Source organism: Janthinobacterium sp. GW822-FHT07A03 (genome assembly GCF_058798815.1).
Genome location: NZ_JBXAKW010000019.1, coordinates 1 through 17,000 on the forward strand (window position 1 = coordinate 1; position 17,000 = coordinate 17,000).

At 54.1% G+C, this 17,000-nt stretch carries 10 protein-coding genes and 1 pseudogene; 6 read left to right on the forward strand and 5 right to left on the reverse strand.

Translation table 11 applies throughout. From position 1 onward, the window contains the following. Nucleotides 1–522: 522 nt before the first annotated feature. The 4 genes from AC1RJW_RS29020 to AC1RJW_RS29035 all read left to right on the forward strand — a co-directional run bounded on the left by AC1RJW_RS29020 (nucleotide 523) and on the right by AC1RJW_RS29035 (nucleotide 9,641). Nucleotides 523–1,725, forward strand: coding sequence for a lipase family protein (locus AC1RJW_RS29020; protein ID WP_493048000.1), 1,203 nt, complete (start codon nucleotides 523–525; stop codon nucleotides 1,723–1,725). 61 nt (nucleotides 1,726–1,786) lie between these two features. Next, nucleotides 1,787–3,688 (forward strand): VMAP-C domain-containing protein, encoded by a 1,902-nt coding sequence (locus AC1RJW_RS29025; protein ID WP_493048001.1) that lies wholly within the window; start codon nucleotides 1,787–1,789, stop codon nucleotides 3,686–3,688. Continuing rightward, nucleotides 3,685–4,704, forward strand: coding sequence for an AAA family ATPase (locus AC1RJW_RS29030; protein WP_493048002.1), 1,020 nt, complete (start codon nucleotides 3,685–3,687; stop codon nucleotides 4,702–4,704). The genes AC1RJW_RS29025 and AC1RJW_RS29030 overlap by 4 nt, the downstream gene beginning before the upstream one ends. Then, entirely contained in the window at nucleotides 4,704–9,641 is a 4,938-nt protein-coding gene (locus tag AC1RJW_RS29035) for an SAV_2336 N-terminal domain-related protein (RefSeq protein ID WP_493048003.1), read from the forward strand. The genes AC1RJW_RS29030 and AC1RJW_RS29035 overlap by 1 nt, the downstream gene beginning before the upstream one ends. Before the next feature lie 635 nt (nucleotides 9,642–10,276). Here the strand turns inward: AC1RJW_RS29035 and AC1RJW_RS29040 are convergent. Continuing rightward, nucleotides 10,277–10,831 carry a plasmid fertility inhibition factor family protein gene (locus tag AC1RJW_RS29040; RefSeq protein WP_493048004.1) on the reverse strand — a complete coding sequence of 185 codons (555 nt, stop codon included), beginning with the start codon at nucleotides 10,829–10,831 and terminating at the stop codon, nucleotides 10,277–10,279. Nucleotides 10,832–11,118: 287 nt separating this feature from the next. On the opposite strand from AC1RJW_RS29040, the pseudogene AC1RJW_RS29045 reads away from it, so the two are divergent. Then, a pseudogene (locus AC1RJW_RS29045) lies at nucleotides 11,119–11,934 on the forward strand (IS5 family transposase). Between the two features lie 75 nt (nucleotides 11,935–12,009). Here the strand turns inward: AC1RJW_RS29045 and AC1RJW_RS29050 are convergent. Further along, nucleotides 12,010–12,756: a hypothetical protein gene (locus AC1RJW_RS29050; protein WP_493048005.1), complete on the reverse strand. Its 747-nt coding sequence runs from the start codon at nucleotides 12,754–12,756 to the stop codon at nucleotides 12,010–12,012. A gap of 419 nt (nucleotides 12,757–13,175) precedes the next feature. On the opposite strand from AC1RJW_RS29050, the gene AC1RJW_RS29055 reads away from it, so the two are divergent. Continuing rightward, a complete protein-coding gene (locus AC1RJW_RS29055; RefSeq protein WP_493048006.1) occupies nucleotides 13,176–14,834 on the forward strand; it encodes a glycoside hydrolase family 13 protein in 1,659 nt (552 codons plus the stop codon). A gap of 304 nt (nucleotides 14,835–15,138) precedes the next feature. Here AC1RJW_RS29055 and AC1RJW_RS29060 read toward each other — a convergent pair whose 3' ends face one another. From AC1RJW_RS29060 to AC1RJW_RS29070, 3 genes are all read right to left on the reverse strand, one after another. Beyond that, nucleotides 15,139–15,921 carry a hypothetical protein gene (locus AC1RJW_RS29060; protein ID WP_493048007.1) on the reverse strand — a complete coding sequence of 261 codons (783 nt, stop codon included), beginning with the start codon at nucleotides 15,919–15,921 and terminating at the stop codon, nucleotides 15,139–15,141. Then, nucleotides 15,918–16,181: a hypothetical protein gene (locus AC1RJW_RS29065; RefSeq protein WP_139248321.1), complete on the reverse strand. Its 264-nt coding sequence runs from the start codon at nucleotides 16,179–16,181 to the stop codon at nucleotides 15,918–15,920. The genes AC1RJW_RS29060 and AC1RJW_RS29065 overlap by 4 nt, the downstream gene beginning before the upstream one ends. A 528-nt stretch (nucleotides 16,182–16,709) precedes the next feature. Next, a complete protein-coding gene (locus AC1RJW_RS29070) occupies nucleotides 16,710–16,958 on the reverse strand; it encodes a hypothetical protein (RefSeq protein ID WP_493048008.1) in 249 nt (82 codons plus the stop codon). Nucleotides 16,959–17,000 lie beyond the last annotated feature (42 nt).

The following is a 17,000-nucleotide window of genomic DNA, read 5'->3' on the forward strand; positions in this document are numbered from 1 at the left end:
AGAGCTGGCGCGCCGGGCTCAGGAAAGCGGCGCTAACTAAACGATTGGCTGTGTCTGGTTATACGGGGGCAAGATCAGTAACCGTGCCAAGTTTCAGGTCTTCAAAGTCGCGGTGCCAAGTTTGTTCGATAAGTTCAATTAGTGAAAACGACCTTTCCGAACCGCAAAGATGCGCATAAGAATTAAAGAATACTGGGGGGGGGGCGGCTTATGTCCTAATCTCATGGCCAAGTTGCGCTGGGTTGATGTCAGTGCTGGCCAAATTACTTGTACCCTGCTCGACTCCATCTCACCTAGTTGGATTTTAAACCTGGCGTTTCAGATCAATTTTGAAGAAAGACGGGTTGTACTCAATTCTATGGGAATTTAGCCGCGACAGAACTACAATGTTCGTTTACAAGTGCGAAATCAAGGCTATTGGGAGCGACTGACTTACCCGCCTCCGTAATATCTTGCCAAACAGTCATAAACCTTGGATCATTGAAGCTGGGAAACTTGGATTTTTCGGCAACTCGGTAATAAATGCGAAAAACTTTACTTTTTATTCACGGAACTGGTGTGCGTGGTGCGGCCTATGCAGCTGCCGCCGGACTGATTGTGCGTCAAATGAAGCGGTACGACTTAGAAACGGTCCGGTTCGCACGATGTTTATGGGGAGAGGATTTCGGCGCCAAGCTCTCTCTCGAAGGAAAATCGATCCCTACCTACGGCGAGACCCGCTCGCCGGACCAGGATGTTGAGGACACCTCTCCGGCATTGTGGGATCTGTTGCTGCAGGATCCAACTTTCGAACTCTCAGTACTTGTAAACCTGCGTCCGGAAGACCCCACAACCGAATCCGCAGCGGATACATTGCTCGCGAACTTTGATTCGCTGGGCTCAAGCGAAGGATTTCATTCCGCCCTGGACGATATGGGTCTCGATCATCTCATAGAGCCGATGAGGATCAAGCCACAGGTACGAGAGGTGGTTAGTCGCATTGCTAGGTCTGACGGATACCAAAGGTGCGCCCTCCCGCCGATCGCAGGACAAGCCAGACATCGCGATGCGTTGGCGCGCGCGATTGTTGCGGGCATCCAGAAACTGGCCCTGGATGAAAATACGCCCTTGCTTGATGCGCCGAATCGAGACGAACTGGTCATGCGAATCGGATACCTGCTGACTGCCGACAAGGGCGGGGTCATGGCCGCCACTCTGACGCCGCTTAAGGGACTCGCGACTCACCTGGCCACCTGGCAAGGACGCCGCAAGCGTACCTCGCTAGCTGACGCATCCTTCCCGGCCGCAGGCGACATTCTTCGGTACCAGGTACGTGGCAAAGAACTGCGCGACTACCTATGCGAATGTATCAAGGCGTATGCGGATGATGAAGTATATATCCTGGCACATAGCCTCGGTGGCGTTGCCTCGGTCGAAACCTTGATCGAGAATGATTTGCCCAATGTCCGACGCCTGATTACTTTCGGCTCTCAAGCGTCGTTTTTCTATGAAATCGATGCACTGAAGACATTGCCCGTAGACGAGCCTCTACCGAGTAATTTTCCCGCTTGGAGCAATTTTTACGACCTGAATGATCCGCTAAGCTACGTCTGCGAACAGGTTTTTCCGGGTCGCGTTGCCGATTTTCCGATCGAATCTGGGGAATCGTTTCCTGCCTCTCATAGCGCTTACTTGCACAGCAAGCCGTTCTGGCAGCAGCTCGCTTCCCTGATCAACTATGTTTGAGGGCTCCCCGACTGAGGTCCTGGCCATTGTAGTCGGTGTGGACAACTATAAAGCATGTGAAATGTGGAATCTCAATGGGCCGACCCGTGATGCGCTCGACACGGTTGACTGGCTCTGCGATCAAGGGGTACCCGAGCAAAATATTGCTTTATTTCTGTCTCCAGATAGCTGGGAAACACAGCTTGTCAAGGAAAGGCTTGCATTGAGGGTCTCCCTGGTCAAGAAAGAGGCGATTAGTCAGGTCGTTGCCAAATATATCAACGAAGAGCTGCCCGGCGTTACAGCGACAGCGCTGCTACTGCATTGGGGTGGCCACGGGGTAGTCAGCGATCAGGCAAACAGGCAATACCTCTACACGGCAGATGCCACGAAGGATGTACCTCATTGCATATGCGCGCAAGAGCTCGTGAATACCTTCCGCAACCACCGTTACCGCAACCTTAAGCAGCAGGTATTCGTGTTCGATGTCTGCGCGAACCAGGAGAGGATTTTTGCCGGTGAGGCCACGCCTTTGCCAGCGAGACTGGTCGATACACGCAGTCTGGATGCGACGATTACCCAATGCCAGATGTACGGTGCATCGCGGGGCAAGCGTGCGGTCAACAACACTGGCGCCGGGCGGGAAGGGGGCTTGTTTTCACAGTTGCTGTTTGAAGATCTGCGCAAGTACCCCGCGCCGAGCATGCAGCATTTCATAAATGCCTTCACGTCCCTCCAACAAAACGGCGGACTCCACGAATTGCATAAGCAATTTCCGTTGATAATCGCGCCGGACCATTATGTATCGCGCCAGCCAACCTGTCAGTTGACGCCCGATGAACAATGGCTATTCGCCCGGATTCACGAGATCAACCTAGCTCACTCGCGTCTCAAACGCCTTTATTTACAATCTCAGCCACATGTTGAACTCAGACCTATCGCGGGCGACTTGGAACAATGGATGCGCGACCTGAAGGACACCCGTCCGCGCCTAACTGATGGTTACCCGTCTCCGCTGATCGAATTCGCCGAGAGGATCGGGCGTGAATTAACTGCGCCTGACTTGCAAGATTGGGCATCCCGACAGTGCAAACCTGGCCACTATCGAACGTTGCAAACAAGGCTCGAGAATGAACAGCAAATTCAGGACAAGCAGATCGCGAGTCTTTTCATCGAAATCAAGACCGAGGACGCACCGGAATTCAGCTGGTGGCTAGAGGGCCTCTCGCTCGAAGCGACTAATACGCAATCCGTCGCCATTGGCAGCGATGGACTTCACGCGACCTTAAACCGTATCCTTCCGGACATACTTGCACACGCGACAGGCCTGGTGCAGAGCCACTTTGAGCTCCGTATCGGCTTCATCCTGCCTGCCGGCCTGCTGCTGTCGGGGCTGGAACGCATCGTCGTGCAACCGCCGGAGGAAGACGATGCGCCCGTGGCGCTCAACGAGCAATACCCCGTGCTGTTCCATTGGTCGGTACGCCTATCGGGCCGCTCCACGCCAAGCGTGAATAACTGGAACAGCTTGGTCGAAGTACTGCAGCAACGTGTCGAATCCGGCGATGGTACGGGGGTGATATGGTTGGAGCAAGGCGATCACGACGACAAGACGCGTTACGTGCGCGCTTTCGACACACTTCGGGTCGGCCCCGAAGCAGCGATTTCCCTTGGCATCGAGCATCTATCCGATGAACTCGATCACTCGCGGCTAGAAACCATCAAGCTATGCTTAAAGCGCGGCGTACCCTGTCTCTTTTGGTTGCAACAGCCAGGGGCAAGCGCCGAAGCCCGGGCATTGCGTGACCGGATCGGTGGCGCGTTTGCGCGCCAGTTGCCGCGCAGCGCCCCGCTTTCACTGTTGCGAGAGCAACGCGGTGTGAAACTAGAGCAGCAGCTCGGAGTGAACCACATCGTGTGGGACCTTCCCTCTTATTTACCAACGCATAATCCGAATCAATCCCTTCTGGAAGACCATCTATGACCCCGTCTCGCTCGCAATCACAAGACGCCAGTTGGCGCATCTTTCAAGGTAATGGCACGGTTCATCCGAGCTGGGATTTGCCCGAGCCCCCGAAATGGCGCCCGCGTCGCGCCTCTGAAGAACAAGCTCAGCGCGACCCGGCTCGTCCCCCGTTGTCGCCGTCGGCCTATATCAACGGCGTAGCCTACAAATCCAACGACGACATTGTTAGAATGGTCAACGCGGCCATCTACCTGCGGCGGCCCTTGCTCGTGACGGGGGCGCCGGGCACCGGCAAGTCCACTCTGGTCGACGCGGTGGCCCATGAACTCGGGCTGGGCGAGCCGTTGCGCTGGGCGGTTACATCGCGCAGCACCCTGCTCGGCGCGCTTTACAGCTACGATGCGATCGGCCGCCTCCAATCCCTTGACGCAGAAAAGGGCGCCGGCGAACACCTGAACATCGGCGCTTTCATCGAGCTCGGACCGCTTGGCACGGCCATGCTGCCCTCGCTGCGCCCGCGCATCCTGCTCATCGACGAGATCGACAAGGCAGACATCGATCTGCCAAATGACTTGTTGAACGTCCTGGACGAAGGCCGCTTCACCATCCCGGAGTTGGGCCGCATCAATCAGGACAAAGTTACGGTGCGCCTGTCCGGCGGCAACGGCGAGGTCGACATCGAACATGGCAAAGTCGAATGCTATGAATTTCCCATTGTGATACTCACCAGCAACGGCGAACGCGACTTTCCCGCCCCTTTCCTGCGCCGCTGCCTCCAACTGCGCATGCCAGATGCCCTGGCCGACCGGAAACGGCTCGAAGCCATTGTCAGCGCCCATCTCGACGATGATAAGACCCTCCGATCGGCACGGCTAATCGACAGCTTTATGGATCGTGCCCGCAAGGGCGAGTTGTTGGCAACGGATCAGTTACTCAACGCCATACAGATGGTCATGGGCTCATATGCGATGAACGACGAGGACAAGAGGCAACTCGAGGCTTCGCTCACTGTGGGACTAGGCAGGAAATCCTGATGATCGCCGAGATCGCCGATCTCCTGGCGCGTGCCGGCATGCAATTTACAGCACGCGAGATCGAAGACATCCTCTGGCTAGCCAGTCGCTTCAACGAACCGTTGGCAAGCGATCCACCTTCCGCCCCGGCCGAAGCTGCGTCACACGACCGTGATATCGACAATCTCGACAAGGAGTCCGACGAGGGTAGCGCCCTGGATGAGCCGAGCAAACCCATCAACGCGCGAAGTGAGCCAGGCCAGATCGAGCCGGCCTGGCCACTTTATGCCACGGGCATACAAGGAAGCATCGCCGGATCGACGTTGCGCGTTAGTGGACCGAGCTACTCTCCTGCCCCCGAGGCATTGCGCCGCGCCCTTCAACCCTTTGTCCGACGTGTCCCCTCTCGCTGGCAGATACTCCTGGATGAAGAAGCGACCGTGACGCGCACGGTCGACACAGGTTTCTGGAACCCGGTTTTCACGCCGGTGCGCGAACACCGTTTCGATTTGACTCTGGTGATTGAGGACAGTACGTCCGCCGAACTGCGAGAAGACACGCTACGGGATCTATCCAGGCATTTTCGCAACTACAGCGGTTTGCGCGAGGTCCGTTGTTACTGGCTGCGGGGCGATTCACGGCTCAGGCTGGTGGCCCTGAATGGGGCTGCCGAATATGGCATCGAACACCTGAAAGACCACAACGCCCACGATGGGCGCCACTTGATACTGTTTGCTACTGACGGTACGTCGCCGCGCTGGCGCAACGGCAGTGCGCAAGCCTTTATTCACTCCGTGGGTGCCAGCACGTCGATCAGTCTCTTGCATCTGCTACCACGCGCCACTTGGCGCCGCACCCTGATCGGCGAACCGAACGTTTCTCTGCATTGCGAGCGCCCGGGCGCGCCGAATACGCGCTTTCAAACCCACCTGCCGTGGTGGATAGAGCCGGACGAAACCCAGGAAGCGTTGCCTGTGCCCGTGCTCAGCCTAGACTCGGACAGCGCAGGGGCATGGGCACGGGCCATCAGCGCACTTGGGGGGGCCACAATGCCAGGCGTGCTCGTGATCCGCCCAACCGCCCCCATTGCCCCCACTATGCCGGCGCCGGCTGCGATCCCTGACCCGGTCAAGCTCGTGGCTCGCTATCGCAACATGGCGTCTGACCCAGCCTACCGGTTGGCGGTGTTTCTATCAAAGACGAATCCACTGACCATACCTATCATGCGCCTGATCCAGCGAACCATGCTGCCGAACTCAGGCGAAGGTGAGCTCGCCGAGTTTCTATTGGGGGGATTGCTTACGCACGGACAAGAGAAAGAAAGACAAGCCGAACGCCTCTATTACTTTCGTGACGGTGTCGCGGACGAGTTGCTCAAAGCCCTACGGTATAGCGAAGAGAAAACGATTTCCCGACAGCTCGCTTTGGTGGGCCAAGCGCTAGAAGACAACGACGACGAACCACGTAATCTGGAGGTGACTTTTCCGATGCCGACGGGGGGGGCAAGCCTGTGTGAATGGGCGCTGCCGTTTGCAACTGTGTCGCAAAAAATCTTGCGCGGCCAGATCCTGCAGGAAGAAGTGCCCGCCCGTGCCCTCGCAAGTTCCGATGAGTCCGGAGTGGCCGCGGCGAGAACGAGCCTGCGAGTACTGCATCTCAGCGACTTGCATTTTGGCGGTCCTCCCTCCCTGGCGCCTCCAAACAGGACTCTGCCCTTCGGCCCTGCCTGGCATGTACACCTATCCAACCTTGCGGAAAATGGCGGGATCGACTTGGTCTGTGTTTCAGGAGACCTGACCTGGACCGGCAATCCGAACGAATTCGCAAAGCTCGAACATTTTCTTGGCAAAACACTTAAGGCCCTTGGGCTGCCAAAAAGCCGTTTGTTCGTAGTTCCCGGCAATCATGATATGCGACGCGAGCCAGGGCTACTCCGGACTCACGCCTCCACTCTACTTGGAGAGGGCGGGGCCATACGGACTGAGCTGACGGGCACCGAAACAGCGGCTGTGGCAAGCGCTCAGTTGAGCTATCGCGAATGGCTCAAGCACTATTTGCCGCATCAATCTGCGGCAACCAGAGGAGAATTTTCTGATTTCGAGCTGAGTCTTTCGGGCTGGGTCGTACCGGTGCGCATCATAGGTTTCGACAGTTCTTGGATGACCTCAATTGCAGCGTGCGCCGCCCTATCGGCCGAGCAGTTACAGGTACTGGAGGTGGGTGGGCAGAACGGGGTGACGCTTGCCATCATGCACCATCAGCCCCAGCAAATCCTGGCGCCACTCGATCTGCGCGAACGAATGGAACGTGCACGCGTGAACGTCTTGCTGCATGGTCATGGCCATGAGACCACGTCAATGCTCATCGTGTCCAACAGGGCTCCCATGATCAGCTCCGGAGTGGCATTGTCTACTCAGCGCGACCGGCCTGCGGTATTCCACGTCATCGACCTCACACTCGATGCAGAGATAGCGTCGACACTTACGCAGATCACGGTGCATGAGTGGCACGAACAGGCAGCGAAGTGGGCCGAAATAACGACAAACAGCAGGCCTGAGAAAAGTCAGGCGCAACCTGATTCGGCACCGTCCGTCAGCAAGTTGGCGCCACCGAATATCTTCGTTGGCCGAGGCGCTGAGGCGCCCGCTACCAGGACACAGAAAGGTTTCCTCTCCGCAGAAGATATAAAGGAAGTGGTAATGCTGGAGGATGCGTTCGTTCCTGGGGAATCGGAGCTACGCTGCTTGCTGTTCTTCTCAACAGACAAGCAACACAGGTGGTTAGTAGCTTCCGACCACACACTGGCCTTTGTCTTAGATAACAAAGGTGTCGGTCGCAAGGCTCGCCTTGTACAGCGGATCAGTAGCTGGTTCGACGCACTTCCTGTAGCGGTAGAAAAGCATCGTACAGACGACTTCGTAGTGTATTTCGGTAGCATGGACGACCCAGGTTGGTACTGTAGCCGGTCAATCTTTAATTTACCTAGCGCCGTCGAGGACGCTATTGTCGCCATAGTGCCTGGAAACTTAATGCAACTGCGGGCTTCAGCGCAAAGATATGACGAACTGCGCTATAAGAAAGTGCCAAGTCTAACCCGAACGCAAGAAATGCAGGAGATAGTTAAGCAGATGGCCTCCGTGCCACCACTTACAGAGCCAGACTTAAAGCTAGCCACCTTGAGCAAATCGCCAGGCAATAATTTGATAGCGATTGTCTCTATGCAAATTAGGTTTTCTACAGCTTATATTGGCTGGCTTTTCGAATGTGTGCTCGGAGAACAGGCCTTTCTCGCGTTTCAGGCGGTTCAAGCCCTGTTGGACACGATGCCACAGCTATCAAAGCAGTTTCAGGAGGAAATACGTGGCAGAGCTGCAAATACGAGAAAGCAATTACTGAAGGATGGCCGCAACGATCCAAATGTTCATTACATTCTTAATCAGATTATATCTACGCCAAAAGATTCTACGCTCGTTAAACACGAGATTAGACGTATTCTCATCAGCACTACAGGATGGGAACTCGCTGCGTATAGCGCACAGGCCGCCCGCATACTACAAAACTTAGGTCTTCAGGTTGTAGAAAACGCAACAATAGAGTCCCCCGCTGATTTGCAAGTGAGGATTGCGCAATTTCAAGATTGCGACCTTGTTCTGCTGTTGGTCGGCACAGACAATGAATACAAAGTAGCCAATCAGAAGTCCAAAAGCAATAGGCGATTACTCGTTGAGGTGGAATACGAAGAAGCAGTTCGACTTGGTAAGCCCATTTTCGTGTTTATGTTTGAAGACGCGCCAGCTTCTGCGGCAATTAAAAAAGAAGAGTTTGGGCGAATGGCAGCCTTCCGTCGTTTTCTAGTGAAACGCCAACTTGTGAATTTTGTACGGACACCAGAAGAGCTGGAGGAATCGATATACAACATGCTACAAGGCCCTACTATTACTGTTTCTCGGACAGTGCAGTCGGTTGTGCAGAGTCAAAGTCGTCCGTCCAAGGAAGTGAATTGGGATACCCCTTTACCGGAGACTAAACCGCCTTATGCGCTGGTGATTGGCGTCGGCGGTGCCGGCGGAAATGTGATCAACCATTTGATTAGTACGGGACAGCAGGACATCAAATTCGTCGTGGCCAATACAGATGCGCAGGCATTAACGACTTCGCAGGCAAGAAACATTGTTCAGCTAGGAAGTGCAGGCACGGGCGCGGGGCGCAGAGTTGAAACAGGAAGGTTGTGCGCGGAAGAGTCCCTTGCTCAGTTGGAGGATGCGATACGAGGTTCCAAGTTTGTGTTGCTTGTAGCTGGTCTCGGTGGCGGCACCGGTACTGGCTCAGCTCCAGTTATCGCAGGGGTGGCAAAGTCATTGGGGGCGTTGACCATCGCCGTTGTAGGCATGCCATTTTCATATGAAAGCAGTAAGGCCAGGAAAATTGCTGAATCTGGGTTAGTGGAATTGAGGAAGCATGTTGATGGTCTTATTGCCATCTCTAACAAGAAATTGGAAATGGCGTTTGAAGATGCATCCGTGAAGGAGTGGCTGCAACGTGCTGACGAGACGATAGCCGCTGCTGTGATAGGCATTTCTGACATCGTGGAAGTACCAGGCCATATCAACATCGACGTGAATGACATCGAGACAATTTTCCGAGAGCCCGGATTCGCCATCGTGGGAACGGGCTCGGCGGCAGGTGATGATCGTGGGCGCCGCGCGGCAGTCGATGCCATTTCATCACCGTCCTTTGATCTATATGACTCAGAAAGGCCGACTGGGCTGTTAATCAACGTTACCGCAAGCCGCAGTTTGAAAGGCAGGGAAATAAAGGAGGTAATGGCTGAAGTCAGACGAATCGCGAGCCCCGACGCATCTATTGCCCAAGGGATTGCATATGATGACACAATGGAAGATGTGATTCGTGTCACAATTATCGCAACTGGCATAAAGCGACCGTCTGAACGCAATTAAGTACGTATATGCTCGCTCAACGAAGTCCTTTCGTTGTGAGCAGTGTGGAGATATGAGGGATGAGGGGCGGTCATCTGCCACCTCATTCTTGGTGAATCACCGGAAAATTTCGCTCTAACTTCAGCCACTTAGTGACTCGCCACCAGTAGCTTAGACTATCCTGATCCATAGTTCTCACCGATGGATCGTATTACGGGCTTGGATGTCCTGCCTGGCACTTGGTGCCTGATCGAACGACGAGATCAGGTCTGGCCTGTCTATCTCCCCTGCCCTGCAGAGACTCATGCCGCGCTTGAGCCTAAGCTACTTGAGCTTCGGCAGGTTCGTGCATTAACGTTCCCGCGGCAAAATGCCTTGCGACGGCAATCTCGGGTTTCGCGGGGCGCGGCGCAATCGATTCGGGTTCTCTTTCGCATCATTTCCGTTCCGAAACGATGCATTTAAGTTACGGTGTTGCGTTGATCGATTAAATCCGCACCCCGAAGCGGACATTACAGTTCCACTTCTAGGCAGACACCAACTCCTCCCGCCCATGTTGCGGTCAACGTAGCTGCAGATAATAACAGTCCCCATACGGACGCTGATTGTCCAGATCAGATTGCCCCTCCTCCCAGTATTTTGACATTCCTACGCTTCTATTGTGGAATGAGACTTTCAACTGTCTGATAACGCTCACCTGGTATTCCTGCCAGAGCTTGCAGCAAGTCGGCACTTTTAAGGTCACACTCTACCGGGAACGACGGCGCACCCTCAACCAACAGCCAGATCGTACGAGTAATCCCATTCGTGAAAGAAACCGTTATCCGTTTGCGTATGTCGGTTCGAATATGCTTCCAAGTATTGAACAGGCCACGTTTGAAAACCTTGAATGGTTCATCTTCTTCATAGCAATGTACGAGCGCCAGTGGCACAGGATTCACTTCACCGTGACTGAATCCTTTCACTGCATCTTTAAATTTGTAATCACTTGGCCAGGTATCTGAGGATAGATGCGCAATGTCGTCATGTGAACTTCCGGGCCGACGCCACAACGCCAAGAATTTTTGTGCGTCGACGACGACCACTGCTCGTTTCTCATTGCGATAGTTCGAGCGCGAAACCCGCATGAAGGCGTCACCGTTTTTGGTTGGGATACGAAACACCGCGCTGTCGGTATGATGAATTTTCTGAATGTCTTGGAGGAGTTGCATAGGGGTAAGTAAAAAAATTGGCATGCAGCAATATTACTTCATTGTCTCAGTATTCGTGAGCACTCGACCTTGATTTGACCTGGTGGTTTTGATGTAGCTTTGTAGTGAATATTAGATTGCTTCGAGTTTTCCAATTAGATCAATCTTTGACTTTCATATGCGATCCTGGTCGGTGTAGTGGTCAACCCATCTCGGACACTAAGAGCGCCTAACAAAACGTCGTCCAGGGAAACAAAGGGCACCGATGCTGGTCAAACCTACCTGACATCATTTTCGAGGGCCACGCAGTGGCCGAAGCACTACTTCCTGACGACCTGCGGGCGCTGATTCAGCCATCGCTACCAGCATATCGTCCTTCCCCCAAGGGTGGACGACCTCGCATTGACGACCGCGCCGCTTTGACCGGCATCCTGTTCGTCCTCAAGACAGGCTTGCCTTGGGAATATCTTCCCCGTGAACTGGGCTGCGGCAGCGGCATGAGTTGCTGGCGGCGCCTGCATGCATGGCAACAGGCAGGTGTGTGGCAACGCATCCATGACGCCATGCTGCAGCACTTGCGGGAATACGACCAGATTCAATGGGAACGCGCCAGTGTCGACTCGGCCAGCGTGCCATCCCCCCCCCCCCCCCCCCTCGGCGGACAGCATACCGGCCCCAATCCCACCGACCGCGGCAAGCTCGGTTGCAAGCACCATCTGCTCGTCGACCAGCGCGGACTGCCTCTGGTGGCGAGCATATCAGGGGCTCAGGTACATGATTCCCGCATGCTGATTCCCCTGCTTGAAGCTGTCCCATCCGTATCCGGACTGGCTGGACGGCCGCGCAAACGCCCGGCAAAACTGCACGCCGACAAGGCCTATGCGTCGCGTGCCCATCGCGCCTGGCTACGTAGCAAAGGCATTGCACCACGCATTGCCCGCTATGGCATCGAGTCGCGCGAACGCCTGGGTAAATGGCGCTGGGTGGTCGAACGCACACTGGGTTGGCTGCACTACTTCCGCCGATGACGCATCCGCTACGAGCGTCGTGCCGATATCCACCAGGCATTCCTCTCGCTTGCCTGCATACTAATCTGCTGGAGATACATTCAGCGGTTTTGTTAGGCGTTCTTAACCTCTACTTTTAGAGCGCTCTAAAAATGGGGAATTACCCGACAGCAATCGTGGCGATTCAACTGACTATTGGGATCTTTCAACAAGATATGCTCGACCACGCTCTGTCCCAGTATAGCTATATCCTCCGAGGTCGGATGAAAATTCACGTGCAATCATCTTCCTTTTCAAGAGTACATCCAGATTATGCTGAGCCTTCAATCTATGTTCACCAGCAAGACTCAGAATCATGTCTTCTGAGACAGGCTTCGTTGAACTTGCAATTTCCTTAAGCAATCTCTGTTGCCTATCGTTCAGAGCATCGGTCTCAGACGGTTCGGGGGTAACAGACCGACTCTTTTCTATAAGTTCATTCATATCCGCCACTTCACTTTTCAAGCGTGCAATAGTGGCATCTCGCTGTTCTAACTGTGACTCAAATTGAGCAGTTACCTTACGCACGTTATCTCTAATTTCCTTTGCTTCTTCTTTTGTCAGCGGGGTTTCATCATCAATCTCTTGTTGTATCTTTTTAAGCGCCCGCTGTTGTTCTCGATTATATCGATAGACGGCCCGCGCAGGGAAAGGATAAAGATATATATAAATTAATGCTGTAGTAAGTGGCCCAATCACACAGCGACCAAGCCAAATCCATCCATTTTCGTACAAAGTGGCATCGATAAGATCAAACTTTTTCTCAGGATCCATTGATGACATTGCGACCAATATCAAGCGGGCGTTCCAAGCAATCCAAGAAACGCAGAAGGAAAACATCAGGGGACTTGAAACTCTCTCATAAAGCTGTGCCTTTACCGTTTTTAAAAAATCTTCCACAACTCTCCTCAATACAAAATATTTTCCCCGCAGATTTTATAAGTCGGCAAGAAATAAGTCCAGCCTTTGCCAAGAGAATAATTTTCCGTTTCAGCAAGTATTTGCTTGCTTGCGCGTATGTGATACACCTATTCGTGACAAGATTTCAGTCCCAGATATTTCCTAGCAAATCACTGGAAATTTAGTTTAAATGCGCTTCGGACTGAATCGCCACCAGTCGCTTAGACTCTCCTGATCCGTGGTTCTTGAAAGACGAAAAACCGATGGATCGTGTGAGTAGCCTGAGTGTCTTGCCAAGCACCTAGTGTACGATCTCCTAGCTGCCTGAGCCAACGACGAGATCGGGTCTGCCCTCCCCCTGGCGATCCCTTGGCACGTTGCAAGACAGTGCCGCCAATCCATAAGCGAGAAAGATAATCATGTTGGATAAGAAATGGTGGCACAACGCCGTCGTGTATCAGATCTACCCACGTAGTTTTCAAGACAGCAATCACGATGGGGTCGGTGATCTGGCCGGCATCATCGGCAGACTGGACTACCTGCAACATCTGGGAATCAACCTGATCTGGCTGTCGCCGGTGTACCGGTCGCCGATGGACGATAACGGCTATGACATCTCCGACTATCAGGATATCGCCGCTGAATTCGGCACATTGGCCGAGATGGAGCAGTTGATCGCAGAGGCGGCCAAGCGCGACATCCGTATCCTGATGGATCTTGTGGTCAACCACACCTCTGACGAGCATGCTTGGTTCGTCGAGGCGAAGAAATCCAAGGATAGCCCCTACCGTGACTACTACATCTGGCGCAAGGCAGGCGCCGACGGCTCCCCGCCCGACCAGCAACGTTCGTATTTTGGCGGGAGTGCATGGGAATACGATGCCGCCAGCGGTGAATATTACTTCCATCTGTTCTCGAAACGACAGCCGGACCTGAACTGGGAAAATCCCAAGGTGCAGGAAGAGGTGCATCGCATGATGAACTGGTGGCTGGACAAGGGCATCGGCGGCTTCCGCATGGATGTGATCGATCTCATCGGCAAACAGGTCGACCAGCAGATCATCGCCAACGGCGCACAACTGCACCCGCTGCTGCAGCAAATGCACCAAGCGACCTTGGCCGCACGCGATGTATTGTCGGTGGGCGAAACATGGAGCGCCACCCCGGGGACCGCCAAGCTGTATTCCGACCCGGCGCGTCAGGAGCTGTCGATGGTCTTCCAGTTTGAACACATCACCATGACCCACGATACCAAAGAGGGGAAATGGAAGCCGCGGCCGTTCGATCTGATCGCATTCAAGCAGATCCTCGGTAAGTGGCAGACCGAGCTGGCCGATGCCGGCTGGAATTCGCTGTTCTGGAATAACCACGACCTGCCGCGCGCCGTATCCAAATACGGCGACCAGGGCCGCTATCGGGTCGAGTCGGCCAAGATGCTGGCCACCGCGCTACATTTTCTCAAGGGCACCCCCTACGTCTATCAAGGCGAGGAAATAGGCATGACCAATGTACGTTTCGATTCCATCGACGACTATCGCGACATCGAATCGCTCAACCTCTACCACGAACGCACGGCCGCCGGCGTGTCACCGGAGACGATGATGGCCGGTATCCACGCCAACGGGCGGGACAATGCACGCACCCCAATGCAGTGGAACAGCACACACAACGCCGGCTTCAGTAGTGGCACGCCCTGGCTAAAGTTAAATCCCAACTACCCCGAGATCAACGTCGCGGCCGCGCTGCAACAACCCGATTCGGTCTTCTTCCACTACCAGAAGCTGATCGAACTGCGCAAGCACTGGGACGTCATGGTTTACGGAAAATACCTGCCGTTGTTGGAGCAACACCCGCAGGTATTCGCCTACCAGCGCAGCTTGGGGAGCCAACAGCTGCTTGTCGTCAACAACTTCTCCGGCGAACACGTCGAACTGGATCTGCCGGCAATGCTGCACGGCATTGCCGGGCAAGGCTTGATCAGCAACTATGCCCAGCGTGACAGCTTGACCGACCACCTCAGCCTGCAGCCATACGAATCGTTTGCTATCGCTTATATGTGTGAGGCAGGGCTCGGGTAAAGCGTTGGTGTGCAATCACATCGAGTCGCGCGATCGCCTGGGAAAATGGCGCAGGGTGGTCGAACGCACACTGGGCTGGCTGCACTGCTGAGCGATCTCGTAGCTGGCTGATCCAACGACAAGATCGGGGCTGACCTGTCTATCTCCCTGTCCTGCAGAGACTCATTCTTCGCTCAAACAATAGCTGGCCATCCCTCGCAGGAACGCACGACGAGGGATGGCATATCTCATCGAGTTAGCTGCAGAGATCCTGCTTCTGAGCACCATAGCGGCAACAGTCGGCCAGTTGTAGCAGGCTGTGAAATTAGTCGCGGCATCGCGGATAGGAGTCGCCATCGCTTGGGCCTGGTGGCATAAGTGTGTCGCGCTGGGCGACAATGACTGATAGTACAGCGTTGACAATGTATTTTTGTTCGAATATGGACCGATATATGTAGGCTACCGGCAAAGCATAATCTATTGCTGTGCTTGAGACGCCCTCTTTGAAATGCAGACTGGAAAATTTTCCTGCTTCGTTTAAGACGCGAGGCATGACGATGCAATAATCGTTCTTCAGTTTGAGGAGTTTACGTAAATCGGACATACTGATGAGCGGAGTAAGGATTTCTTCGGTCGGATCAATTTGATATTCCAACTTCCGGTTTTTTGGCACTGTTGAACTGTGCTTTATTGCTACGAATCGGGGAGCTCTTGAGGGGCCTACGTGCATTTGGTCGGAAAATCCATATTCAACCTTAAGTGCGGGGAGTTTGCTTACATTGCTGAACGTGATGGTTAGAAATAGCTCAGGGTCTGATGTCCACTGTACGAAATTTGCAGATGCGACAATCAATTTCGTCGGATGTTCGGCGATCAGGAGTGCATCCTGGTGCCGCTGTAAGGTGTTCAGTTTAGAAACGTCAGCCAGATTATAGACCGTATATTGCGTTTGCAAAATGCTGGTAGATCTATTGTCATTCTTAATTGTTACATCCCGGGCCTGGCCAAAAGCCATTCGGTTATTTCCGGAAACTGTAGTCGTATTAGCGCAAGAAGCGAGCCCACACCAGAATGCGATGGCCAGCGCAGCTATATTGTGACGAATCATTCACTTTCCTTTGGGCCATTACTTATCGTTACATCCCTGGCCTGCCCAATAGCCGTGCCGTTGTCCCCCGATATAAAATTTGTTGTAGTCGGCCTTCCAAAGTTAACAAAGATATAAGCAATCCCAAGAATAACCAAAGCTACGACAACGAGCACGGCAGTGCGTATCCCGGTGGTCCGAATTGAACGCCTGGTGACTTCAAGCGTATCCAAGCCACTGCCAGCGGGCTTGTTCTTTTTCATTTTTTTAGCTCCCATCATATCCACACTTTCTATTGTTATAGTGATCGTCGTCTCCTCAACTTTGACGACGCTGCATGAATATACAGAATTCTTGAGTGATGAGTACGGTTTGACATAGATGATCCTTGGTTCTTGAAAGATGAAAAAACGGTGGATCTTGTTAGGAGCCTGGGTGTCCTGCTAGGCACCTGGTACGCGATCTCGTAGCTGCCTGATCCACCGACGAGATCGGGTCTGGCCTGGCTATCCCCTGCCCTGCAGAGACTCCTGCCACGTTAGCAAAACCACGCCTTCCCTACCTATAACTGCCAGCCAAGGTTTGCATATCCAACCGAGACAACAGCGGAGCGCCTGCTTAGACGCCCGATAGCGGCACAGTTGGATACGATAAACTAGCCCGTCAACTGCTTCGTGCGCTCGGCAAGATCGGGGACTTTGCGCGCTGGCGGTGGAGTTGCGATCACGGCCGGCGCGACACGGCACCTGACGGCATCGCGCCCAAACGGAAGCTTGCCGTGGCCGCTTAATCTCTGCTTTTAGAGCCCTCTAAAAATGGGGGGGGATTACCTTGAGCCGCACGACGCCCAATGCGCGTAAGGCGCTACCAATCGTGACTGCGCACACGCGCAGACCGCAGCGGTGATGCAGCTCGTCGGCGATTTCCTGCAAGCTCGCCTGAGCGCGCTCCGCCACGATCTCGTGCAAAACGGCGATATGCTCAGGCTTCAACGCTGGTGGTCTGCCGCCGGCACTGCTTGACGGCGCAGTGCTGCCGAGTGACTGTTTGGTAGCCATGGCATGCTCCCCCCACATCGAGATAGCATGCCACAACTTCGT

Coding starts and splice junctions, on each gene's coding strand:
- AC1RJW_RS29020 (WP_493048000.1), top strand. CDS start 523: ATGCGAAAAACTTTACTTTTTATTCACGGAACTGGTGTGCGTGGTGCG.
- AC1RJW_RS29025 (WP_493048001.1), top strand. CDS start 1,787: ATGTGGAATCTCAATGGGCCGACCCGTGATGCGCTCGACACGGTTGAC.
- AC1RJW_RS29030 (WP_493048002.1), top strand. CDS start 3,685: ATGACCCCGTCTCGCTCGCAATCACAAGACGCCAGTTGGCGCATCTTT.
- AC1RJW_RS29035 (WP_493048003.1), top strand. CDS start 4,704: ATGATCGCCGAGATCGCCGATCTCCTGGCGCGTGCCGGCATGCAATTT.
- AC1RJW_RS29040 (WP_493048004.1), bottom strand. CDS start 10,831: ATGCAACTCCTCCAAGACATTCAGAAAATTCATCATACCGACAGCGCG.
- AC1RJW_RS29055 (WP_493048006.1), top strand. CDS start 13,176: ATGTTGGATAAGAAATGGTGGCACAACGCCGTCGTGTATCAGATCTAC.
- AC1RJW_RS29060 (WP_493048007.1), bottom strand. CDS start 15,921: ATGATTCGTCACAATATAGCTGCGCTGGCCATCGCATTCTGGTGTGGG.
- AC1RJW_RS29065 (WP_139248321.1), bottom strand. CDS start 16,181: ATGATGGGAGCTAAAAAAATGAAAAAGAACAAGCCCGCTGGCAGTGGC.
- AC1RJW_RS29070 (WP_493048008.1), bottom strand. CDS start 16,958: ATGGCTACCAAACAGTCACTCGGCAGCACTGCGCCGTCAAGCAGTGCC.